At 66.3% G+C, this 17133-nt stretch carries 14 protein-coding genes; 11 read left to right on the top strand and 3 right to left on the bottom strand.

Features of this window, described 5'->3' with window-relative positions; genetic code table 11:
* The first annotated feature begins 11 nt into the window (after positions 1-11).
* From prpC to prpF, 4 genes are all read left to right on the top strand, one after another.
* Positions 12-1160, top strand: a complete 1149-nt coding sequence (gene prpC, locus ACUXV1_RS05235; RefSeq protein WP_081556176.1) for a bifunctional 2-methylcitrate synthase/citrate synthase — start codon at positions 12-14, stop codon at positions 1158-1160.
* A 54-nt stretch (positions 1161-1214) separates the two neighbouring features.
* Positions 1215-3821 (top strand): Fe/S-dependent 2-methylisocitrate dehydratase AcnD, encoded by a 2607-nt coding sequence (gene acnD, locus ACUXV1_RS05230; RefSeq protein ID WP_446015134.1) that lies wholly within the window; start codon positions 1215-1217, stop codon positions 3819-3821.
* Between the two features lie 27 nt (positions 3822-3848).
* Complete coding sequence (locus ACUXV1_RS05225) at positions 3849-4250, top strand: endonuclease domain-containing protein (RefSeq protein ID WP_446014982.1); 402 nt, start codon at positions 3849-3851, stop codon at positions 4248-4250.
* 135 nt (positions 4251-4385) lie between these two features.
* Entirely contained in the window at positions 4386-5576 is a 1191-nt protein-coding gene (gene prpF, locus ACUXV1_RS05220; protein ID WP_446014980.1) for a 2-methylaconitate cis-trans isomerase PrpF, read from the top strand.
* 48 nt (positions 5577-5624) lie between these two features.
* Here the strand turns inward: prpF and ACUXV1_RS05215 are convergent, their stop codons facing one another.
* The gene (locus ACUXV1_RS05215; RefSeq protein WP_446014978.1) at positions 5625-7271 is read right to left on the bottom strand and encodes an acyl-CoA dehydrogenase family protein; all 1647 of its coding nucleotides are present in this window, start codon (positions 7269-7271) and stop codon (positions 5625-5627) included.
* A gap of 57 nt (positions 7272-7328) precedes the next feature.
* Between ACUXV1_RS05215 and ACUXV1_RS05210 the strand changes: the two genes are divergently transcribed.
* Positions 7329-7973, top strand: coding sequence for a TetR/AcrR family transcriptional regulator (locus ACUXV1_RS05210; protein ID WP_446014977.1), 645 nt, complete (start codon positions 7329-7331; stop codon positions 7971-7973).
* Between the two features lie 82 nt (positions 7974-8055).
* Positions 8056-8958, top strand: a complete 903-nt coding sequence (gene dapA, locus ACUXV1_RS05205) for a 4-hydroxy-tetrahydrodipicolinate synthase (RefSeq protein WP_446014976.1) — start codon at positions 8056-8058, stop codon at positions 8956-8958.
* A gap of 57 nt (positions 8959-9015) precedes the next feature.
* Here dapA and ACUXV1_RS05200 read toward each other — a convergent pair whose 3' ends face one another.
* Both ACUXV1_RS05200 and ACUXV1_RS05195 read right to left on the bottom strand, forming a co-directional pair.
* A complete protein-coding gene (locus ACUXV1_RS05200) occupies positions 9016-9516 on the bottom strand; it encodes a YajQ family cyclic di-GMP-binding protein (protein ID WP_043641576.1) in 501 nt (166 codons plus the stop codon).
* 55 nt (positions 9517-9571) lie between these two features.
* Positions 9572-10444: a MurR/RpiR family transcriptional regulator gene (locus ACUXV1_RS05195; protein ID WP_043641574.1), complete on the bottom strand. Its 873-nt coding sequence runs from the start codon at positions 10442-10444 to the stop codon at positions 9572-9574.
* A 298-nt stretch (positions 10445-10742) separates the two neighbouring features.
* Between ACUXV1_RS05195 and ACUXV1_RS05190 the strand changes: the two genes are divergently transcribed.
* The 5 genes from ACUXV1_RS05190 to ACUXV1_RS05170 all read left to right on the top strand — a co-directional run bounded on the left by ACUXV1_RS05190 (position 10743) and on the right by ACUXV1_RS05170 (position 17058).
* The gene (locus ACUXV1_RS05190) at positions 10743-12113 is read left to right on the top strand and encodes a glutamine synthetase family protein (protein WP_043641573.1); all 1371 of its coding nucleotides are present in this window, start codon (positions 10743-10745) and stop codon (positions 12111-12113) included.
* Positions 12114-13499 (top strand): aldehyde dehydrogenase family protein, encoded by a 1386-nt coding sequence (locus ACUXV1_RS05185; RefSeq protein WP_194426166.1) that lies wholly within the window; start codon positions 12114-12116, stop codon positions 13497-13499.
* 4 nt (positions 13500-13503) lie between these two features.
* The gene (locus ACUXV1_RS05180; protein ID WP_194426165.1) at positions 13504-14664 is read left to right on the top strand and encodes an iron-containing alcohol dehydrogenase; all 1161 of its coding nucleotides are present in this window, start codon (positions 13504-13506) and stop codon (positions 14662-14664) included.
* Positions 14664-15374: a gamma-glutamyl-gamma-aminobutyrate hydrolase family protein gene (locus ACUXV1_RS05175; protein WP_043641568.1), complete on the top strand. Its 711-nt coding sequence runs from the start codon at positions 14664-14666 to the stop codon at positions 15372-15374. Before ACUXV1_RS05180 ends, ACUXV1_RS05175 begins: the two co-directional genes overlap by 1 nt.
* Positions 15375-15519: 145 nt before the next feature.
* The gene (locus ACUXV1_RS05170; protein ID WP_203391622.1) at positions 15520-17058 is read left to right on the top strand and encodes an amino acid permease; all 1539 of its coding nucleotides are present in this window, start codon (positions 15520-15522) and stop codon (positions 17056-17058) included.
* Positions 17059-17133 lie beyond the last annotated feature (75 nt).

Raw genomic sequence — 17133 nt, 5'->3', positions numbered from 1 at the left:
AGGAGAAAAGCATGAGCGAAACCGTTGTTGGCATCAAACCCAAGAAATCCGTGGCTCTGTCCGGCGTGGCCGCCGGCAACACCGCGCTGTGCACAGTAGGCCGCAGCGGCAATGATCTGCACTACCGCGGCTACGACATCCTCGACCTCGCAGGACGCTGCGAGTTCGAAGAAGTAGCCCACCTGCTGGTGCACGGCAAGCTGCCGAACAAGGCCGAGCTGGTTGGCTACAAGAAAAAGCTGAAATCGCTGCGCGGCCTGCCGGCGGCGGTGAAGGCGGTGCTGGAAGCGATTCCGGCCAGCGCCCACCCGATGGATGTGATGCGCAGCGGCGTGTCCGCCTTGGGCTGCGCCCTGCCGGAGAAAGACGACCACAACCAGGCCGGCGCGCGCGATATCGCCGACCGGCTGATGGCCAGCCTGGGCTCCATGCTGTTGTACTGGCACCACTTCAGCCACAACGGCAAGCGCATCGAAGTGGAAACCGACGACGACAGCATAGGCGGGCACTTTCTGCACCTGCTGCACGGCGAAAAGCCGCCGCAGGAATGGGTCCGCGCAATGCACACCTCGCTCAATCTGTACGCCGAACATGAGTTCAACGCCTCCACCTTCGCCGCCCGCGTCATCGCCGGCACCGGCTCGGACCTGTACAGCGCCGTCACCGGCGCCATCGGCGCGCTGCGCGGCCCCAAACACGGCGGGGCCAATGAAGTGGCCTTCGACATTCAGCAGCGCTACGAAACCCCGGCCGAAGCCGAGGCGGACATCCGCGCGCGCGTGGAACGCAAGGAAGTGGTCATTGGCTTCGGCCACCCGGTCTACACCCTTTCCGATCCACGCAACAAGGTGATCAAGGATGTGGCGCGCGAACTGTCCAAGTCCGCCGGCAACAGCAAGATGTTCGACATCGCCGAACGGCTGGAAACCGTGATGTGGGACATCAAGAAAATGTTCCCCAATCTGGACTGGTTTTCCGCGGTCAGCTACCACATGATGGGCGTGCCCACCGCCATGTTCACCCCCTTGTTCGTGATCGCCCGCACCAGCGGCTGGAGCGCGCACGTGATCGAGCAACGTCAGGACGGCAAAATCATCCGGCCCAGCGCCAATTACATTGGCCCTGAAGACCAGATATTCGTGCCGCTGGAACAGCGCTGACCGGACCGGGGGCCGCCGCGCTCCCGCCCTGATTTTCAAATTGGTCAAGACATGATGAATACCGCTTACCGCATTCCCCTGCCCGGCACCGGACTCGACTACTTCGACGCCCGCGCCGCCGTTAACGCCATCCTCCCCGGCGCCTGGGAGCAATTGCCCTATACCGGCCGCATCCACGCCGAAAACCTGGTGCGCCGCTGCGAACCGGCGCTGCTGGGCGAATGCCTGGAACAGATCGCCCATCGCAAGCGCGAGCGCGACTTCCCCTGGTTTCCGGCGCGCGTGGTCTGCCACGACATCCTGGGCCAGACCGCGCTGGTGGATCTTGCCGGCCTGCGCGACGCCATCGCAGACCAGGGCGGCGATCCGGCCCAGGTCAACCCGGTGGTGCCGGTGCAATTGATCGTCGACCACTCGCTGGCGGTGGAATGCGGCGGCTTCGACCCGAAGGCTTTCGAAAAGAACCGAGCGATCGAAGACCGGCGCAACGAGGACCGCTTCCATTTCATCGAATGGACCAAGAACGCATTCGACAATGTCGACGTGATCCCGGCCGGCAACGGCATCATGCATCAGATCAATCTGGAGAAGATGTCGCCGGTCATCCACGCCGACAACGGCGTGGCCTACCCGGACACCTGCGTAGGCACCGACAGCCACACCCCCCACGTGGATGCGCTGGGTGTGATCGCCGTCGGCGTCGGCGGCCTGGAAGCCGAAAACGTGATGCTGGGCCGCGCATCGTGGATGCGGCTGCCGGACATCGTCGGCGTGGAACTGTCCGGCAAACCCGGCCCAGGCATTACCGCCACCGACGTGGTGCTGGCGCTGACCGAATTTCTGCGCCAGCAAAAGGTGGTGGGCGCATATCTGGAATTCTACGGCGCGGGCGCGGCGGCGCTGACCTTGGGCGACCGCGCCACCATTTCCAATATGGCCCCGGAGTACGGCGCCACCGCGGCGCTATTCTTCATCGACGAACAGACCATCGCCTATCTGAAGCTGACTGGCCGCAGCGACGAGCAGGTGCGCTTAGTGGAAACCTACGCCAAGACCGCCGGCCTATGGGCCGACACGCTGCAAAACGTCGCGTATGAACGGGTGCTGCGCTTCGACCTGTCCAGCGTGAGCCGCAATCTGGCCGGCCCGTCCAATCCGCACAAGCGGCTGCCGGTATCGGCTCTCGCCGAACGCGGCATCGCCGTGAACCTGGCGCAGGCGCGCGCAGAAGAGGCCCAGGGCCTGATGCCGGACGGCGCGGTGATCATCGCCGCCATCACCAGTTGCACCAATACCTCCAACCCCCGCAATGTGATCGCCGCCGGCCTGCTGGCGCGCAATGCCAACCGCCTGGGCCTGATTCGCAAACCGTGGGTGAAGTCCTCGCTGGCGCCGGGTTCCAAGGCAGTCGAACTCTATTTGAAGGAAGCCGGTCTGTTGTCCGAGCTGGAACAATTGGGCTTCGGCATCGTCGCTTTCGCCTGCACCACCTGCAACGGCATGTCCGGCGCGCTGGAACCCAAGATCCAGCAGGAAATCGTGGAGCGCGACCTGTACACGACGGCGGTACTGTCCGGCAACCGCAACTTCGACGGCCGCATCCACCCCTACGCCAAGCAAGCCTTCCTGGCTTCGCCACCGCTGGTGATCGCCTACGCCATCGCCGGCACCATGCGCTTCGACATCGAAAAAGACGTGCTCGGCGTCGCCGACGGCAAGGAGATCCGGCTCAAGGACATCTGGCCGGACGACGCGGAGATAGACGCGGTGCTGCGCCAGGCGGTCAAGCCAGAGCATTTCCGACAGGTGTACGAACCGATGTTCGCCATCCGCCGCGACACCGCCGCCAAGGCCAGCCCGCTGTACGCCTGGCGGCCGCAGTCCACCTATATCCGTCGCCCGCCTTACTGGGAGGGCGCGCTGGCCGGCGAGCGCACGCTGCGCGGCATGCGCCCTCTGGCCCTGCTGCCCGACAACATCACCACCGACCACTTGTCGCCGTCCAACGCCATCCTGCCGGACTCTGCCGCCGGCGAATATCTGGCGAAGATGGGCCTGCCGGAGGAAGACTTCAATTCTTACGCCACCCACCGCGGCGACCACCTGACCGCGCAGCGCGCCACCTTCGCCAACCCCAAGCTGTTCAATGAAATGGTGTTGAACGAAGACGGCTCGGTGAGACAGGGCTCGCTGGCCCGCGTCGAGCCGGAAGGCAAGACCATGCGGATGTGGGAGGCGATAGAAACCTATATGGAGCGCAAGCAGCCGCTGATCATCGTCGCCGGCGCCGACTACGGCCAGGGCAGCTCGCGCGACTGGGCGGCCAAGGGCGTGCGGCTGGCCGGCGTCGAGGCCATCGTCGCAGAGGGCTTCGAGCGCATCCACCGCACCAACCTGATCGGCATGGGCGTGCTGCCGCTGGAATTCAAGCCCGGCGTCAACCGCAAGACGCTCGCGCTGGACGGCACCGAGACCTACGACGTGGTAGGCCGACGCCAGCCGCTCGCCGAACTGACGCTGCTGATCCACCGCCGGAACGGCGATACCGCGCAGGTGCCGGTGACCTGTAGGCTGGACACCGCGGAAGAAGTGTCGATCTACGAAGCCGGCGGCGTGTTGCAGCGTTTCGCTCAGGACTTTTTGGAAGGCGCGGGAGGCTGAACCCCTCTCCCCCTGCGGGAGAGGGGTATGCGCCAGCTCGATTTCGCCAAGTCCTTACGGCGCAATATGACCCACGCCGAACAGCGACTCTGGAAGCAGCTCCGCGCCCACCGGCTGAACGGCGAGAAATTCCGCCGCCAACAGCCGATCGGCCCCTACATCGTCGATTTCGTCCACTTCGGCTCGCGGCTGATCATAGAGGCGGACGGCAGCCAGCATCACGAAAGCCGCAGCGACGCCGCGCGCGACGCTTGGCAGCAGGCGCAAGGCTTCAGAGTCATGCGTTTCTGGAACAACGATATTCTGTATAACCAGGACGCCGTCCTAGAAGCGACCTGGCAAGCGCTAAGCGCCGATTCAAAGCCTCGCGAGCAAGAGCGAGACAAGGCGAAAACTAGCGAAAAAGCGGAATGTGCGAGGGGTACATGAGCATTTTGAGCTTGTACTCACCGTGCAAGGCTTCACGAAGCGCCGCAGACTTTGAACAGGTTCTAAGCGCCCGGACACAATGAACACAGCGGCGCACCGATAACAGAGCCGCCACAAACACAGGAAAACAAGCACATGAACCACCCAGCCCAGATCCGCATCCCCGCCACCTATATGCGCGGCGGCACCAGCAAGGGCGTGTTCTTCCGGCTGCAGGACCTGCCGGAGGCCGCGCGCCAGCCGGGCGCGGCGCGCGACGCGCTGCTGCTGCGGGTGATTGGCAGTCCGGACCCTTACGGCAAGCAGATAGACGGCATGGGCGGCGCCACGTCCAGCACCAGCAAGACCGTGATCGTGTCCTCCTCCTCGCGTCCCGGCCACGACGTCGACTACCTGTTCGGCCAGGTCGGCATAGACAAGGCCTTCGTAGACTGGAGCGGCAACTGCGGCAATCTGTCCGCCGCGGTCGGCCCCTTCGCCATTGCCGGCGGCCTGATCGATCCAGCGCGCATTCCCGCCGACGGCGTGTGCGCGGTGCGCATCTGGCAGGCCAATATCGGCAAGACCATCGTCGCCCATGTCCCCATCGTCAACGGCCAAGTGCAGGAGACCGGCGGCTTCGAACTGGACGGCGTCACCTTCCCCGCCGCCGAGGTGCCGTTGGAGTTCCTGGATCCGGCCGATGAGGGCGACGGCGACGGCGGCGCGATGTTCCCCACCGGACGCCTGGTGGACACGCTGGACGTGCCCGGCGTCGGCGTCTTCCAGGCCACATTGATCAATGCCGGCATTCCCACCATCTTCGTCAACGCCGCCGACATCGGCTACAGCGGCACTGAACTACAGGACGCGATCAATGCCGATCCGGCGGCGCTGGCGCGCTTCGAAACCATACGCGCCCACGGCGCGCTGAAGATGGGCCTGATCAAGACGCTGGACGACATCGCCAGCCGCCAGCACACGCCCAAGATCGCCTTCGTCGCGCCTCCGGCCGACTACCTCTCCTCCAGCGGCAAACCAGTGCGCGCCGCCGACATCGACCTCCTGGCGCGAGCAATGTCCATGGGCAAACTGCACCACGCAATGATGGGCACCGCCGCGGTGGCCATCGGCACCGCGGCGGCGATTCCCGGCACCCTGGTCAATCTGGCCGCCGGCGGCGGCAAACGTCGGATGGTGCGCTTTGGCCACCCGTCCGGCACCTTGCGCGTCGGCGCAGAAGCCCGCCAGGCAGACGGGGCCTGGACGGTAACCAAGGCAGTCATGAGCCGCAGCGCTCGGGTGTTGATGGAAGGCTGGGTGCGGGTGCCGGGCGACGCGCTCTGAGATTGCGTCGCCCTTGCTCGCGGATCGCAAACACGTTCTGAGACCGGCTCAGGCCGGCAAGGCGCGCTGCAAGATCGCGTCGACCTGCAAGCGATTCGCATCCAACGCGCCGGCCACCCGCCCCCACTGCCCATCGCTCAAACGGCTGGCGACGAAACCCTGCGCCAAGGCCGCCGGCGCATGACGCGTCAGCAGGCAGCCCTGCGCGGTCAGCGCCAGCAATTGTGCAAAGCGCCGGCCCAGGGGCTCCAGCTCGGCCGGCCTGGCGGCCAGCTCTCGCAATTGCGCCAGCGCCGCGGCCAGCGCCGGATCGCCGCCGGACAGAACCGCCAAATCCTCCAATAACGCCTGCCAGGCTTGTGGCTCGCGCTGCAGCGCCCGGATCACATCCAGACACATCACATTGCCCGAGCCCTCCCAGATCGAATTCAGCGGCGCTTCGCGATACGCGCGCGCCATCGGCCCATCGACATAGCCGTTGCCGCCAAACACCTCCATCGCCTCGCCGCTGAACTCCACCGCCCGCTTGCACACCCAGAACTTGGCCGCAGGCGTGACGATGCGTTTCCACCCCCGCTGCGCCGGCGCGTCATCGCGCTCGAAGGCTTCAGACAGACGCGCCGCCACCTGCAGCGCCGCCTCGCTCTCCAAGGCCAAATCCGCCAGCACCGCTCGCATCAGCGGCTGCTCGGCCAAGCGCTTGCCGAAGGCCATGCGCCGCCGCGCGTAGGCCAAGGACTGCACCACGCCCTGGCGCAACAGCGCGGCGCTGCCGATCACGCAGTTGAGCCGGGTGTAGCCGGCCATCTCGATGATGGTGGGAATACCGCGCCCCTCCTCGCCAATCAACACGCCCCAGGCGTCCTGAAACTCCACCTCGCAGCCAGCGTTGCTGCGGTTGCCCACCTTATCCTTCAGACGCTGGATCCGCACCGCGTTGCGCTCGCCGTCGGGCCGCCAGCGCGGCACGTAAAAGCAGCACGGCGCGCCGTCGACGGTTTTGGCCACCACCAGGTGAGCATCGCACATGGGCGCGGACCAGAACCATTTGTGGCCGCGCAGCAGGTATTCGCCGCCTCGGCCTCCGCCCCCCAGCGGCGTCGCCTGCGTGGTGTTGGCGCGCACGTCGGAACCGCCCTGCTTCTCGGTCATGCCCATGCCTATCCACGCCGACGTCTTGCGTTCCAGCGGCAAATCGCGGCTGTCGTGAACGCGGCTGAACAGCTTGTCGCCCAACGACGCCCACAACCCCGGCTCGCGCCGCAGCAAGGGGATGCCGGCCTGGGTCATCGTGGCCGGGCACAGGCTGCCGGCCTCCACCTGGCCATGCAGATAGATTCCGGCCATCATCGCGCTCCAGCGGCCTGTCCGTTCGCTGTCGAAAGGCATGCTCACCAGGCCCTGCTCGCGATACAGCGTCAACAACTGGTGCCAGGCCGGGTGGGAGTTCACTTGGTCGACGCGGCGGCCGCGGCGGTCGAAAGCGCGCAGCTCCGGCACATGGCGGTTGGCCTGCTCCGCCAGTTCGAAACTATCCGCCCTCCCCAGGCGCTCGCCGTAAGCGCGCAGCCCGGCCTCGGCCCAGCCGGCGTCGGCGCGCAGCAGAACCTCGCGCAAGGCCGGATCGCTGTCGTACAGCGAATAATCAGCCAGTTCTTCGTACTGGTTGCTCACTTCATGGGTTTGCCAGATCATCGTTCCGTCTCCCTCGCGCCGCTCAGCGGCCATGACGAAAGTATAAGGAAAGCGGCGATGCGACATGTTCGGGTTTCCCTTACCGCGGCGCAGCAAGCCGAGCAGGCCCCGCCGGCCACGCGCCGGCGGCCGCGCCAGTCGCGCTCGCGCGCCAGCCTGATCGCGCTGCAACAGGCCTTTGTTCAGGTTTTGCTGGAACGCGGCTACGCCAAGACCACGGTACGCGAAGTGGCCGCCGTCGCCGGCGTGGCGGTCGGCACCTTTTATCAGTACGTGCGCAATATGGACGGCCTGGCCGCGCTGAGCATCCACCAGCATGTGCATGCCCTGGCCGACGCTTTGCGTCGCAAAGCCGCCGCCTGCCGCGGCACGGACCGCCGCGAGATCGCCGCCGCGCTGCTGACCTTGCAACTGGACACGGTGCAACGCCAGGCGGCGGCCTGGAGCGCTTTGTTCCAGTTGGAGCGGAGAGTGTCCTCGCTGGAAGCCTACCGCCGCCACTACCAGCAATACGTGGACATCTGGCGCGCCGCGTTGGCCGGCGCCGTGGAGCCGCCGCCGCGGCTGGACGCCGCGGCGCGCATGGCCCACTGCCTCTGTTACGGCGCAATCTCCCAAGCCTTGCTGAGCCAGGGCTCCGCCGCCGACCTGCCGGCCTTGCGCCTGGAGTTGGAGGCGGCGCTCAACGCCTGCCTGGGCTGAAACCGCGGGAAAGGCTGCGCGAGAAGGAGTAGAATCGGCCTCAGCCGCCGTCAAGGCGGCCAAGAAGAACAAAGGAAGCAAAATGACAGAACATTGGGGCAAGGTGTTGACCGCCATGGTCACGCCCTTCGACGAGGCCGGCCGGCTAAACCTGGACGCGGCGCGGGAACTGGCCAGACATCTGGCGGCCAACGGCAGCGACGGCCTGGTGGTGGCGGCCACAACCGGCGAAGCGCCGACGCTGAGCGACCAGGAACGGCGCGACTTGGTTCGCGCGGTCAGCGAAGCCGTGACCATCCCCGTGCTGGCCGGCACCGGCAGCAGCCATACCGAACACGCGATCGCGCTGACGCGCGAAGCCTCCGACCTGGGCGCCGCCGGCGTCTTCGTGGTCGGCCCCTATTACAACCGCCCGCCGCAAGCCGGCATCGAGGCTCATTTCCGCGCGGTGGCCGCGGCCACCCGGCTGCCGCTGATGGTCTACGACGTGCCGGGCCGCACCGGCCGCCGCATCGCCGCCGACGTGCTGCTGCGGCTGTTCCGCGAAGTGGACAATATCGTCGCCTTCAAGGACGCCACCGGCGACCCGGCCGCGGCCGCCGCGCTAATAGCCGCGGCCGGCGAGCATTTCACGCTCTATTCCGGCGACGACGCCCTGACCCTGCCCTTGCTGGCCGTGGGCGCTGTGGGTGTGGTCGGCACCTCCACCCACTGGACCGGGCCGGAGTTCGCGCGCATGATCGCCGCTTTTGAACAGGGCGACACGGCGCTGGCGCGGCGCGTCAACGCCGGCTTGCAGGAGTCCTTCGCCTTCTCCAACACCGACGCCTCGGTGTTTTCGATGTCGGTGAAAGCCATGCTGCGGGTGCAGGGCCTGCCGGTAGGGCAATGCCGGCTGCCGTTGCCTCCCACCGGCGCCGCCGAGGAGGAACAGGCGCGGCTGGTATGGGAGCGGCTGCAATTGCGTCGCGCCGCCGCCTATTAGGCGCAGCCCATGAAAAAAGGAGCCGACAGGCTCCTTTTTCACATCTAACAACGGCGTTCAGTCGCGGAAGTTGTTGAATTGCAGCGGAAAGCCGTTTTCCTTGTCGTCGGCGATTTCCTTGCGCATCAGCGCGATGCACTCCTGCAGTACGTCGCGCTTGGCGCCGGACACGCGCACCGCTTCGCCCTGGATGCTGGCCTGCACCTTGAGCTTGGCGTCCTTGATCAGCTTGACGATTTTCTTGGCCAGATCGGACTCCAGCCCTTCCTTCACCGTCAGCACTTTCTTCACCTTGTTGCCGCTGACCTTTTCCAGTTTGCCGTACTCCATGCAGCGCACATCCACGCCGCGCTTGGACAGCTTGTTGACCAGAATATCGTTGACCTGATCCAGTTGGAATTCGGCGTCGGCGTACAAGGTCAACTCCTTGTCGCCGATCTCTATACGGGCGTCGCTGCCCTTGAAGTCGTAACGCGTGGACACTTCTTTATTGGCTTGCTCCACGGCGTTGCGCACTTCCACCTTGTTCACTTCGGACACGATATCGAAAGACGGCATGAAATATTCCTAATAATGCTTGATGCCGCCATTTTAGAGGCTGGCCCCGCCCTTGTCACTCGACCGCCCCCTCCTCGCCTTCGCCCAGCCGCGCCCGCATCGCTTCCACCTCCTTGAGCCGGCCGCTGATGCGATCCCAATGCCGCGCGTTCAAGGCGGCGATCACCGCGTCCACCAACATCATCAACGGTGTGTTGCTGTCCCAGCCGGCCGGGCCGGCCGTGTGCGCCGCCAGGGTGTAGCGCGCCACCCGCGCCACCGGCGACAGCCATTGGTCGGTGAACAGCAGCACGCTGGTCTTGCGCTGCGCCGCCATTTCCGCGATGCGCAGCGCGTCGTCCCAATAACGGCGGATGTCGAAGATCACCAGTACGTCCTGTCGCCCCATGTCCACCAGCGAATCCGCCCAACTCGCCGGCACGCCGCGCAAATGCACCACGTCCGGCCGCACCACTTTCAGATGGTGACAAAGATAAGCCGCCAGCGGGTCGGTCAGCCGCCCGCCCAGCAGCCAGATCCGGTGCTTGCGTTCGCCCAGCAAGTCCACCGCGCCGTCGAACTCGGCACGCGGCACTTGAGCCGCAGTCTGGCGCATCAAATCGGCGATGCGCTCCGCGTGACTGGCCAGAAAATCGTGATCGCCCTGCAGTTGCCCCGGGTCGTGCCGCATTAACGGCGATTGCAGCCGCAGCTCCAGTTCGGCGCGCAAGGCCCCCTGAAAAGCGGCGTAATTGTCGAAGCCCAGCTTACCGATCAGGCGCAGCACCGTCGGCCCGCTGACATCGGCGCGCTGCGCCCATTGCGCGATGGTTTCCAAGCCGGCCACCGGATAATTGGCCAGCAGCGCCCGTCCCACCTTGCGTTCGGTGGGGGTCAGCGCTTCGAACAGCGCGCGGACTTGTTCCGCGATCGAGCGGCTTTGGCTCATTCTGTTGCCCCTTTGGCAATGCACGACTGACATCGTGCCGCGCAGCATAACAGCGCCAGTGTAAAAACGGCATTGTGTCATTGCGCCCACACTGCGCCCCAGATTCTAATATTTATTACAAATTTGGCTTGATTCATTTTTTTTTAACGAATAATACTATCCAAACAACATGATAGCGACCAGGGACGGCCCAAAAGGCAGCCACAAACCGCTATCAAAACAGATAGTTGCAAGCCAGACGATGAACGCTCGGCCGGTATCGGGGACATTAGACCGCGGCAATCAGGGAGAGACAGCGATGGAAGCACGCGACGTAAAGACAATCGCGGATTTGAAGGTTTTGATCGAAGAACGCCGCCTGAGTCAGATCAAGGTGGGCCTGGTGGACATGGACGGGGTGATGTGCGGCAAATACATGTCGCGCGACAAATTCCTGTGCGCGCTAGAAGGCGGCTTCGGTTTCTGCGACGTGGTGTTCGGCTGGGACGTGGGCGACAAGCTGTACGACAACACCCTGCTCACCGGCTGGGGCCGCGGCTACGGCGACGCCGAGGTGCGGCTGATCCCCGAATCCTGCCGCGACCTGCCGCTGGAAGGCGATATGATCTTCGTCCAGGGCGAGGTGGTGGGCCGGCTGGAAAGCCTCTGTCCACGCGGCCTGCTGCGCCGGGTGCTGGAACGCGCCCGCGGCATGGGTTTCGACGTGCTGGCCGGTTTCGAGTACGAGTTTCTGGCGGTGGACGAAGACAACGATGCGTTGCAGCAGCGCCTCTATCAACACCCCAAGCCGCTGGGCAGCGGCGCCTTCGGCTACTCTATCCTGCGCAGCTCGGTGAACACCGACTTCTACCGCGCCTTGCTGGATCTGTGCGAGCGAATGCAGATGCCCATCGAAGGCCTGCACGAGGAAACCGGCCCCGGCGCGCTGGAAGCCGCGCTGTGCGTGGACAACGCTCTGCGCGCCGCCGACAACGCCGTCTGTTTCAAGACCTTCTCCAAGGTGCTGGCGGAAAAACAGGGCCGCATGCTCTGCTATATGGCCAAGTGGCACCAGGAGCAATCCGGCCAGGGCGGCCACATCCACATCTCGCTGCGCCGCCGCGACGGCGGCGACAGCGCCTTCCACCAGCCGGGACGCGAACACGCGATCAGCGACGCGATGCGTCATTTCATCGGCGGCATCCAGCGGCTGATGCCGGAGTTCATGAGTCTGGCCGCGCCCACGGTCAATAGTTTCCGCCGGCTGGTGCCCGGTTACTGGGCGCCCACCAGCTCGCTGTGGGGCGTGGACAACCGCACTGTGGCCATCCGGGCGATTCCCGGCAGCGCCAAGTCGCAACGCGTCGAATACCGGCTGCCGGGCGCCGACAGCAACCCCTATCTGGCGCTGGCCAGCGGCCTGGCCGCCGGCCTCTACGGCATCGAACACCGTATTGAGCCTGAAGAACCTGTCAGCGCCAACGGCTATCTGCTGGATGCCCCGCCCCACCTGAAACTGCACCGCACCTTATGGGAAGCGGCTCAGGCGCTGCGCGCCTCCGCCGCGGCCCGCGACTGGTTCGGCGACGATTTCGTCGACCACTTCGCCGCCACCCGCGAGTGGGAAGAACGCGAGTTCCAGCGCCACGTCACCGACTGGGAATTGAAACGCTACTTCGAGATCATTTAAATGAGCGCAAACTACTCCGTCATCACCCCGCTGGACGGCTCCGTGCTGTTACAGCGCAGCTATACCAGCCCGGTCCAGACCCAGGCCGCGCTGGACGCCGCCCGCGCCGCCCAGGCGGGCTGGCGCGCCACCCCGCTAGCCGAACGCAAGGCCTTGATCAACCGGGCGGTGGACTGGCTGATCGCCCACAAGAGCGACTGCGCCGACGCCATCACTCGCCAGATCGGCCGCCCCATCCGCCAGTCCCCTGGCGAAATCGGCGGCCTGACCGAGCGCGCCCGCCATATGCTGGATATCGCCGAGGAAGCGTTGGCCGATCTCCACCCCGCGCCCAAGCCCGGCTTTGAGCGTTGGCTGCGCCGCGAACCGCTGGGCACCGTGCTGGTGCTGGCGCCATGGAACTACCCCTTCCTCACCGCCGTCAACACCATCGCGCCGGCGCTGGCCGCCGGCAACTGCGTGCTGCTCAAACACTCCTCGCAAACCCCGCTGATCGCCGACCTATTCCGCCAGGCCTGCTCCGCCGCCGGTCTGCCCATCGGCGTGTTCCAGACCCTGGAGCTGGACCATGCCGCCACCTTGAAACTAACCGCGGCGCCCGAAATCGACTTCGTCGCCTTTACCGGTTCGGTGAGCGGCGGCCGCGCGGTGCAGCGGGCGGCCGCCGAGCGCTTCATCGGCGTCGGCCTGGAACTGGGCGGGAAGGATCCGGCCTATGTGCGCGCCGACGCCGACCTGCCGGCAGCGATAGAAAACCTGGTGGACGGCGCCTTTTTCAACTCCGGCCAGTCCTGCTGCGGCATCGAACGCATCTATGTGCAACGCGGGCGCTACCGCGACTTCGTCGATGGCTTCGTCGAACTGACCCGCACCTATCGCTTCGGCCATCCGCTGGACCCGGACACCAATCTGGGACCGATGGTGCGCGCCGGCGCCGCCGACTTCGTCCGCGGACAGATCCAGGCGGCGCTGGCCGCTGGCGCGCGCGCCTTGATTCCGGCCGGTCATTTCGCCGCCGACGCGCCCGGCAGCGCCTATCTGGCCCCGCAGGTGCTGGTGGACGTGGACCACTCCATGAGCGTGATGCGCGAGGAGAGCTTCGGCCCGGTCATCGGCATCATGGCGGTGGACTCCGACGAGGAGGCGCTGCGGCTGATGAACGACAGCGCCTACGGCCTGACCGCCTCGATCTGGACCGCGGACCGCGACGCCGCCGTCCATCTCGGTCAACAACTGGAAACCGGCACCGTGTTCATGAACCGCTGCGACTACCTTGACCCGGCGCTGGCCTGGACCGGAGTCAAAGACACCGGCCGCGGCGTGTCCCTGTCCACGCTGGGCTACCAGCAACTGACCCGGGTCAAATCTTTCCATCTCAAGGGGTAAGGCGATGCAACTGCAAGGCAACTGGAACTATCCGACCAGCATCCGCTTCGGCGCAGGCCGCGCCGCCGAACTGCCGGCGTTGTGCCGCGAACTGGGCATGCGCCGCCCGCTGCTGGTCACCGATCCCGGCCTCGCCAGGCTGCCGATGCTGGCGCGGCTGCAGTCCCTGCTGAGCGGCGCCGGCCTGGAGACGGCCTTGTTCAGCGATATGCGCCCCAACCCGGTGGGCCGCGACGTAGACGCCGGCGTCGCCGCCTTCCGCGACGGCCGCCACGACGGGGTGGTCGCCGTCGGCGGCGGCAGCGCGCTGGACGTGGGCAAAGCCATCGCGCTGATGTCCGGACAAAAACGCCCGCTGTGGGACTTCGAGGACGTGGGTGACAACTGGCTGCGCGTGGACCCCGCCGGCGTCGCGCCCACGCTGGCGGTGCCCACCACCGCCGGCACAGGCTCCGAGGTGGGCCGCGCGTCCCTGATCATCGACGAGGCCGCGCACCGCAAGGTCATCATCTTCCACCCGGCCATGCTGCCCAAGCTGGTGCTGGCGGACCCGGAACTGACCGCCGGCCTGCCGCCGGCCCTGACCGCCGCCACCGGCGTCGACGCGCTGGTGCACAATCTGGAAGCCTTCTGCTCCCCGTTCTACCACCCCATCGCCCAGGGCGTGGCGCTGGAAGGGATGCGGCTGGCGCACGACTGGCTGCCTGCGGCCCACGCCGATGGCGGCAATCTGGAGGCACGCGCTCAAATGCTGTCCTGTTCCATCATGGGCGCCACCGCCTTCCAGAAAGGCCTGGGAGGCGTGCACGCGCTGGCGCACCCCATAGGCGCGGTGTTCGATACCCATCACGGCCTGGCCAACGCCGTGCTGCTGCCCTATGTGCTGGTGCGCAACCGGCCGGCGATAGCCGAACGGCTAGCCGCCGCCGCCCGCTACCTGGGCCTGGCCGACGCCGGCTTCGACGGTTTCCTGGCTTGGGTGCTGCAATTGCGCGCCAGCCTGGGCATTCCCCACACCCTGGCGGAGATCGGCATCGGCGCGGACGCCGCCGCCGACATCGGCCGCATGGCCAAGGCCGACCCCAGCGACGGCGGCAACCCGCTTCCGCTGTCCGCCGACGACTACCGCGCGATCTTCCTCGCCGCGCAGCAAGGCAGGCTGTGATGAGGCGCCCGCTGATCGGCCTGACCACCTATCCGGCGGCGCCCGAGCACGGCTACCACACGCCGCAGGAATACGTGGCGGCGGTGGCGCGCGCCGGCGGCGCGCCGGTGCAGTTGCCGGCGCTGGGCCCCGACATGGTGGACAGCTGGCTGGACAAGCTGGACGGCGTGGTGCTGATCGGCGGCGGCGACATCGACCCCGCCCGCTTCGACGGCGGCGGCCATCCCACCATTTACAACCTCAGCCCGGAACGCGACGCCACTGAAACCGCGCTGGCGCGCGCGCTGCTACAACGCAAACTGCCGACGCTGGCAATCTGCCGCGGCCTGCAAATCCTCAACACCGTGCTGGGCGGCAGCCTGCACCTGCACCTGCCGGACGTGGTGGGCGAGGCCGTGCCCCATCGCGCGCCGCCGCGCGCGCCAACCCCTCACCCGGTGCGCGTCGCCGCCGGCTCCTGCCTGGCTGGCCTGATCGGCACCGAAGTCCTCACCCAGTCCTGGCACCACCAGGCGATAGACCGCCCCGGCCAGGGAGTGGTGCCGGTGGCCTGGGCGCCTGACGGCGTGATCGAGGCGATAGAAATCGCCGGTTTCCCCCAGTTGATCGCGGTGCAATGGCACCCCGAACTCTCCGCCGAGCGCGACGACGGACAGCAAAGACTGTTCGACGCGCTAGTCACCATGAGCGGCGGTCCGCCGCCCGGCTGAGCGTAGCCGCACCTCGCCCCAGACATAGACACGAAGCCCGGATCACCGGGCCAGGACCCGGCCGGCCTCCGCCGCCGTTCGGGCGCCGGCGCGTACGCGCGCCCAGGCGGAAAACCACAGACATACACAATGAGAGAGGAACATCATGGAACCAGTCCGGCATGAGTCCGCGCCCGTCGGCGAGGACGAAAAACTGTTGCACAGCATGGGTTACGCTCAGGAGTTGTCCCGGCGCATGAGCGGCTTTTCCAACTTCGCCATCTCCTTTTCCATCATCTGCGTGCTGGCCGGCGGCATTACCGCCTTCCCGGCCGGGCTCAGCGCCGGCGGCGGCGCGGCCATCGGCATAGGCTGGCCGGTGGGTACCTTGTTCGCCGCCATCGTCGCCGCGGCGATGGCGCAGATCGCCTCCGCCTACCCTACCGCCGGCGGGCTCTACCACTGGGCGTCCATCCTGGGCGGCAAGGGCCTGGGCTGGACCACCGCCTGGATCAATCTGCTGGGGCTGATCTTCGTCACCGCCGCTGTCAACTTCGGCGTTTACGATCCCTTCTTCAAAACTCTGGTCGCGCCGCTGCTGGGCCTCAATCCGGAACACCTGGGCTGGGGCCATCAGACCGCATTCCTCGCCGTGGTGGCGCTGAGCCAGGCCTGGCTCAATCACCTGGGCATCAAACTCACCACCAGGCTGACCGATCTGTCCGGCTATCTGATTTTCATCGTCACCCTGGCGCTGGTAGTCTCGCTGCTGATCTATGCGCCCGGACCGCTGGACTTCTCCCGACTGTGGACCTTCCACAACTTCAGCGGCGCCGACGGCGGCGCCTGGCCACGGATGGACAACACCGTGATGGTATTCCTGGCCGGCTTGTTGCTCACCGTCTATACCCTGACCGGCTACGACGCCTCCGCTCACACCTCGGAGGAAACCCGCGAGGCGGCGCGCAACGTGCCCAAGGGCATTTTGCGCTCCGTGCTGTGGTCCGGCGTATTCGGCTATCTGATGATCTGCGCCTTCGTGCTGGTGCTGCCGGACCTGAGCGCCGGGGTCAAAGCCGGAATGGGCTTTTTCGACTTGCTGCTGAACGCGCTGCCGCCGGCCTTGAAAGCGGCGCTGGGCGTAGGCATCTTCCTGGTCAACTATCTGTGCGGCCTGGCCTGCCTGACCTCAACCTCGCGCATGATGTACGCCTTCGCCCGCGACGGCGGCCTGCCGGCCTCGCGTTGGCTGCGCCAGGTGCACCCGCAGCACCGCACTCCGGGCCCGGCGATCTGGGTCAGCGCCGTGCTGGCCATCGCCGTTACCCTGTACGGCGACGCCTTCCTGGTATTGTCCACCGGCGCGGCGGTGTTCCTGTACATCTCCTACATCCTGCCCTCCGCCGCCGGGCTATTCGCCGAAGGCCGCAGTTGGACCCATAAGGGGCCGTTCAATCTGGGCAGAGCCTCCAAACCCATCGCCGCGCTGGCCACGCTGGGCGGCGCGGTGCTGGTCTTCGTCGGCATGCAGCCGCCCAACGAGAAAGTGCTCTACCTGACCATCGCGCTGCTGCTGATGCTGGCGTTGTTCTGGTTCGCGCTGGGCGTGCGCAAACAATTCAAGGGGCCGCCCACCGGCCAGCGTATCCAAGGCCATCAGGCGCATATCCGCGAAATCGAAAGCGCGCTGGACGAGGCCGGCTGAACGCCAAGTCCAAACGGGAGACCGGCGCGGCAGGACAAAGCGCTTGTCTCCCGACGGCAAATACGGAATCATCCG

This window comes from Chromobacterium sp. W521 (assembly GCF_052805975.1).
Note: the sequence above shows the minus strand (reverse complement) of the source record. Positions and strands in the feature narration are given on the sequence as shown.

Bases quoted from the DNA above. Each gene is read 5' to 3' on its own strand.
- prpC (WP_081556176.1), top strand. From the start codon at position 12: ATGAGCGAAACCGTTGTTGGCATCAAACCCAAGAAATCCGTGGCTCTG.
- acnD (WP_446015134.1), top strand. From the start codon at position 1,215: ATGAATACCGCTTACCGCATTCCCCTGCCCGGCACCGGACTCGACTAC.
- ACUXV1_RS05225 (WP_446014982.1), top strand. From the start codon at position 3,849: ATGCGCCAGCTCGATTTCGCCAAGTCCTTACGGCGCAATATGACCCAC.
- prpF (WP_446014980.1), top strand. From the start codon at position 4,386: ATGAACCACCCAGCCCAGATCCGCATCCCCGCCACCTATATGCGCGGC.
- ACUXV1_RS05215 (WP_446014978.1), bottom strand. From the start codon at position 7,271: ATGATCTGGCAAACCCATGAAGTGAGCAACCAGTACGAAGAACTGGCT.
- ACUXV1_RS05210 (WP_446014977.1), top strand. From the start codon at position 7,329: ATGCGACATGTTCGGGTTTCCCTTACCGCGGCGCAGCAAGCCGAGCAG.
- dapA (WP_446014976.1), top strand. From the start codon at position 8,056: ATGACAGAACATTGGGGCAAGGTGTTGACCGCCATGGTCACGCCCTTC.
- ACUXV1_RS05200 (WP_043641576.1), bottom strand. From the start codon at position 9,516: ATGCCGTCTTTCGATATCGTGTCCGAAGTGAACAAGGTGGAAGTGCGC.
- ACUXV1_RS05195 (WP_043641574.1), bottom strand. From the start codon at position 10,444: ATGAGCCAAAGCCGCTCGATCGCGGAACAAGTCCGCGCGCTGTTCGAA.
- ACUXV1_RS05190 (WP_043641573.1), top strand. From the start codon at position 10,743: ATGGAAGCACGCGACGTAAAGACAATCGCGGATTTGAAGGTTTTGATC.
- ACUXV1_RS05185 (WP_194426166.1), top strand. From the start codon at position 12,114: ATGAGCGCAAACTACTCCGTCATCACCCCGCTGGACGGCTCCGTGCTG.
- ACUXV1_RS05180 (WP_194426165.1), top strand. From the start codon at position 13,504: ATGCAACTGCAAGGCAACTGGAACTATCCGACCAGCATCCGCTTCGGC.
- ACUXV1_RS05175 (WP_043641568.1), top strand. From the start codon at position 14,664: ATGAGGCGCCCGCTGATCGGCCTGACCACCTATCCGGCGGCGCCCGAG.
- ACUXV1_RS05170 (WP_203391622.1), top strand. From the start codon at position 15,520: ATGGAACCAGTCCGGCATGAGTCCGCGCCCGTCGGCGAGGACGAAAAA.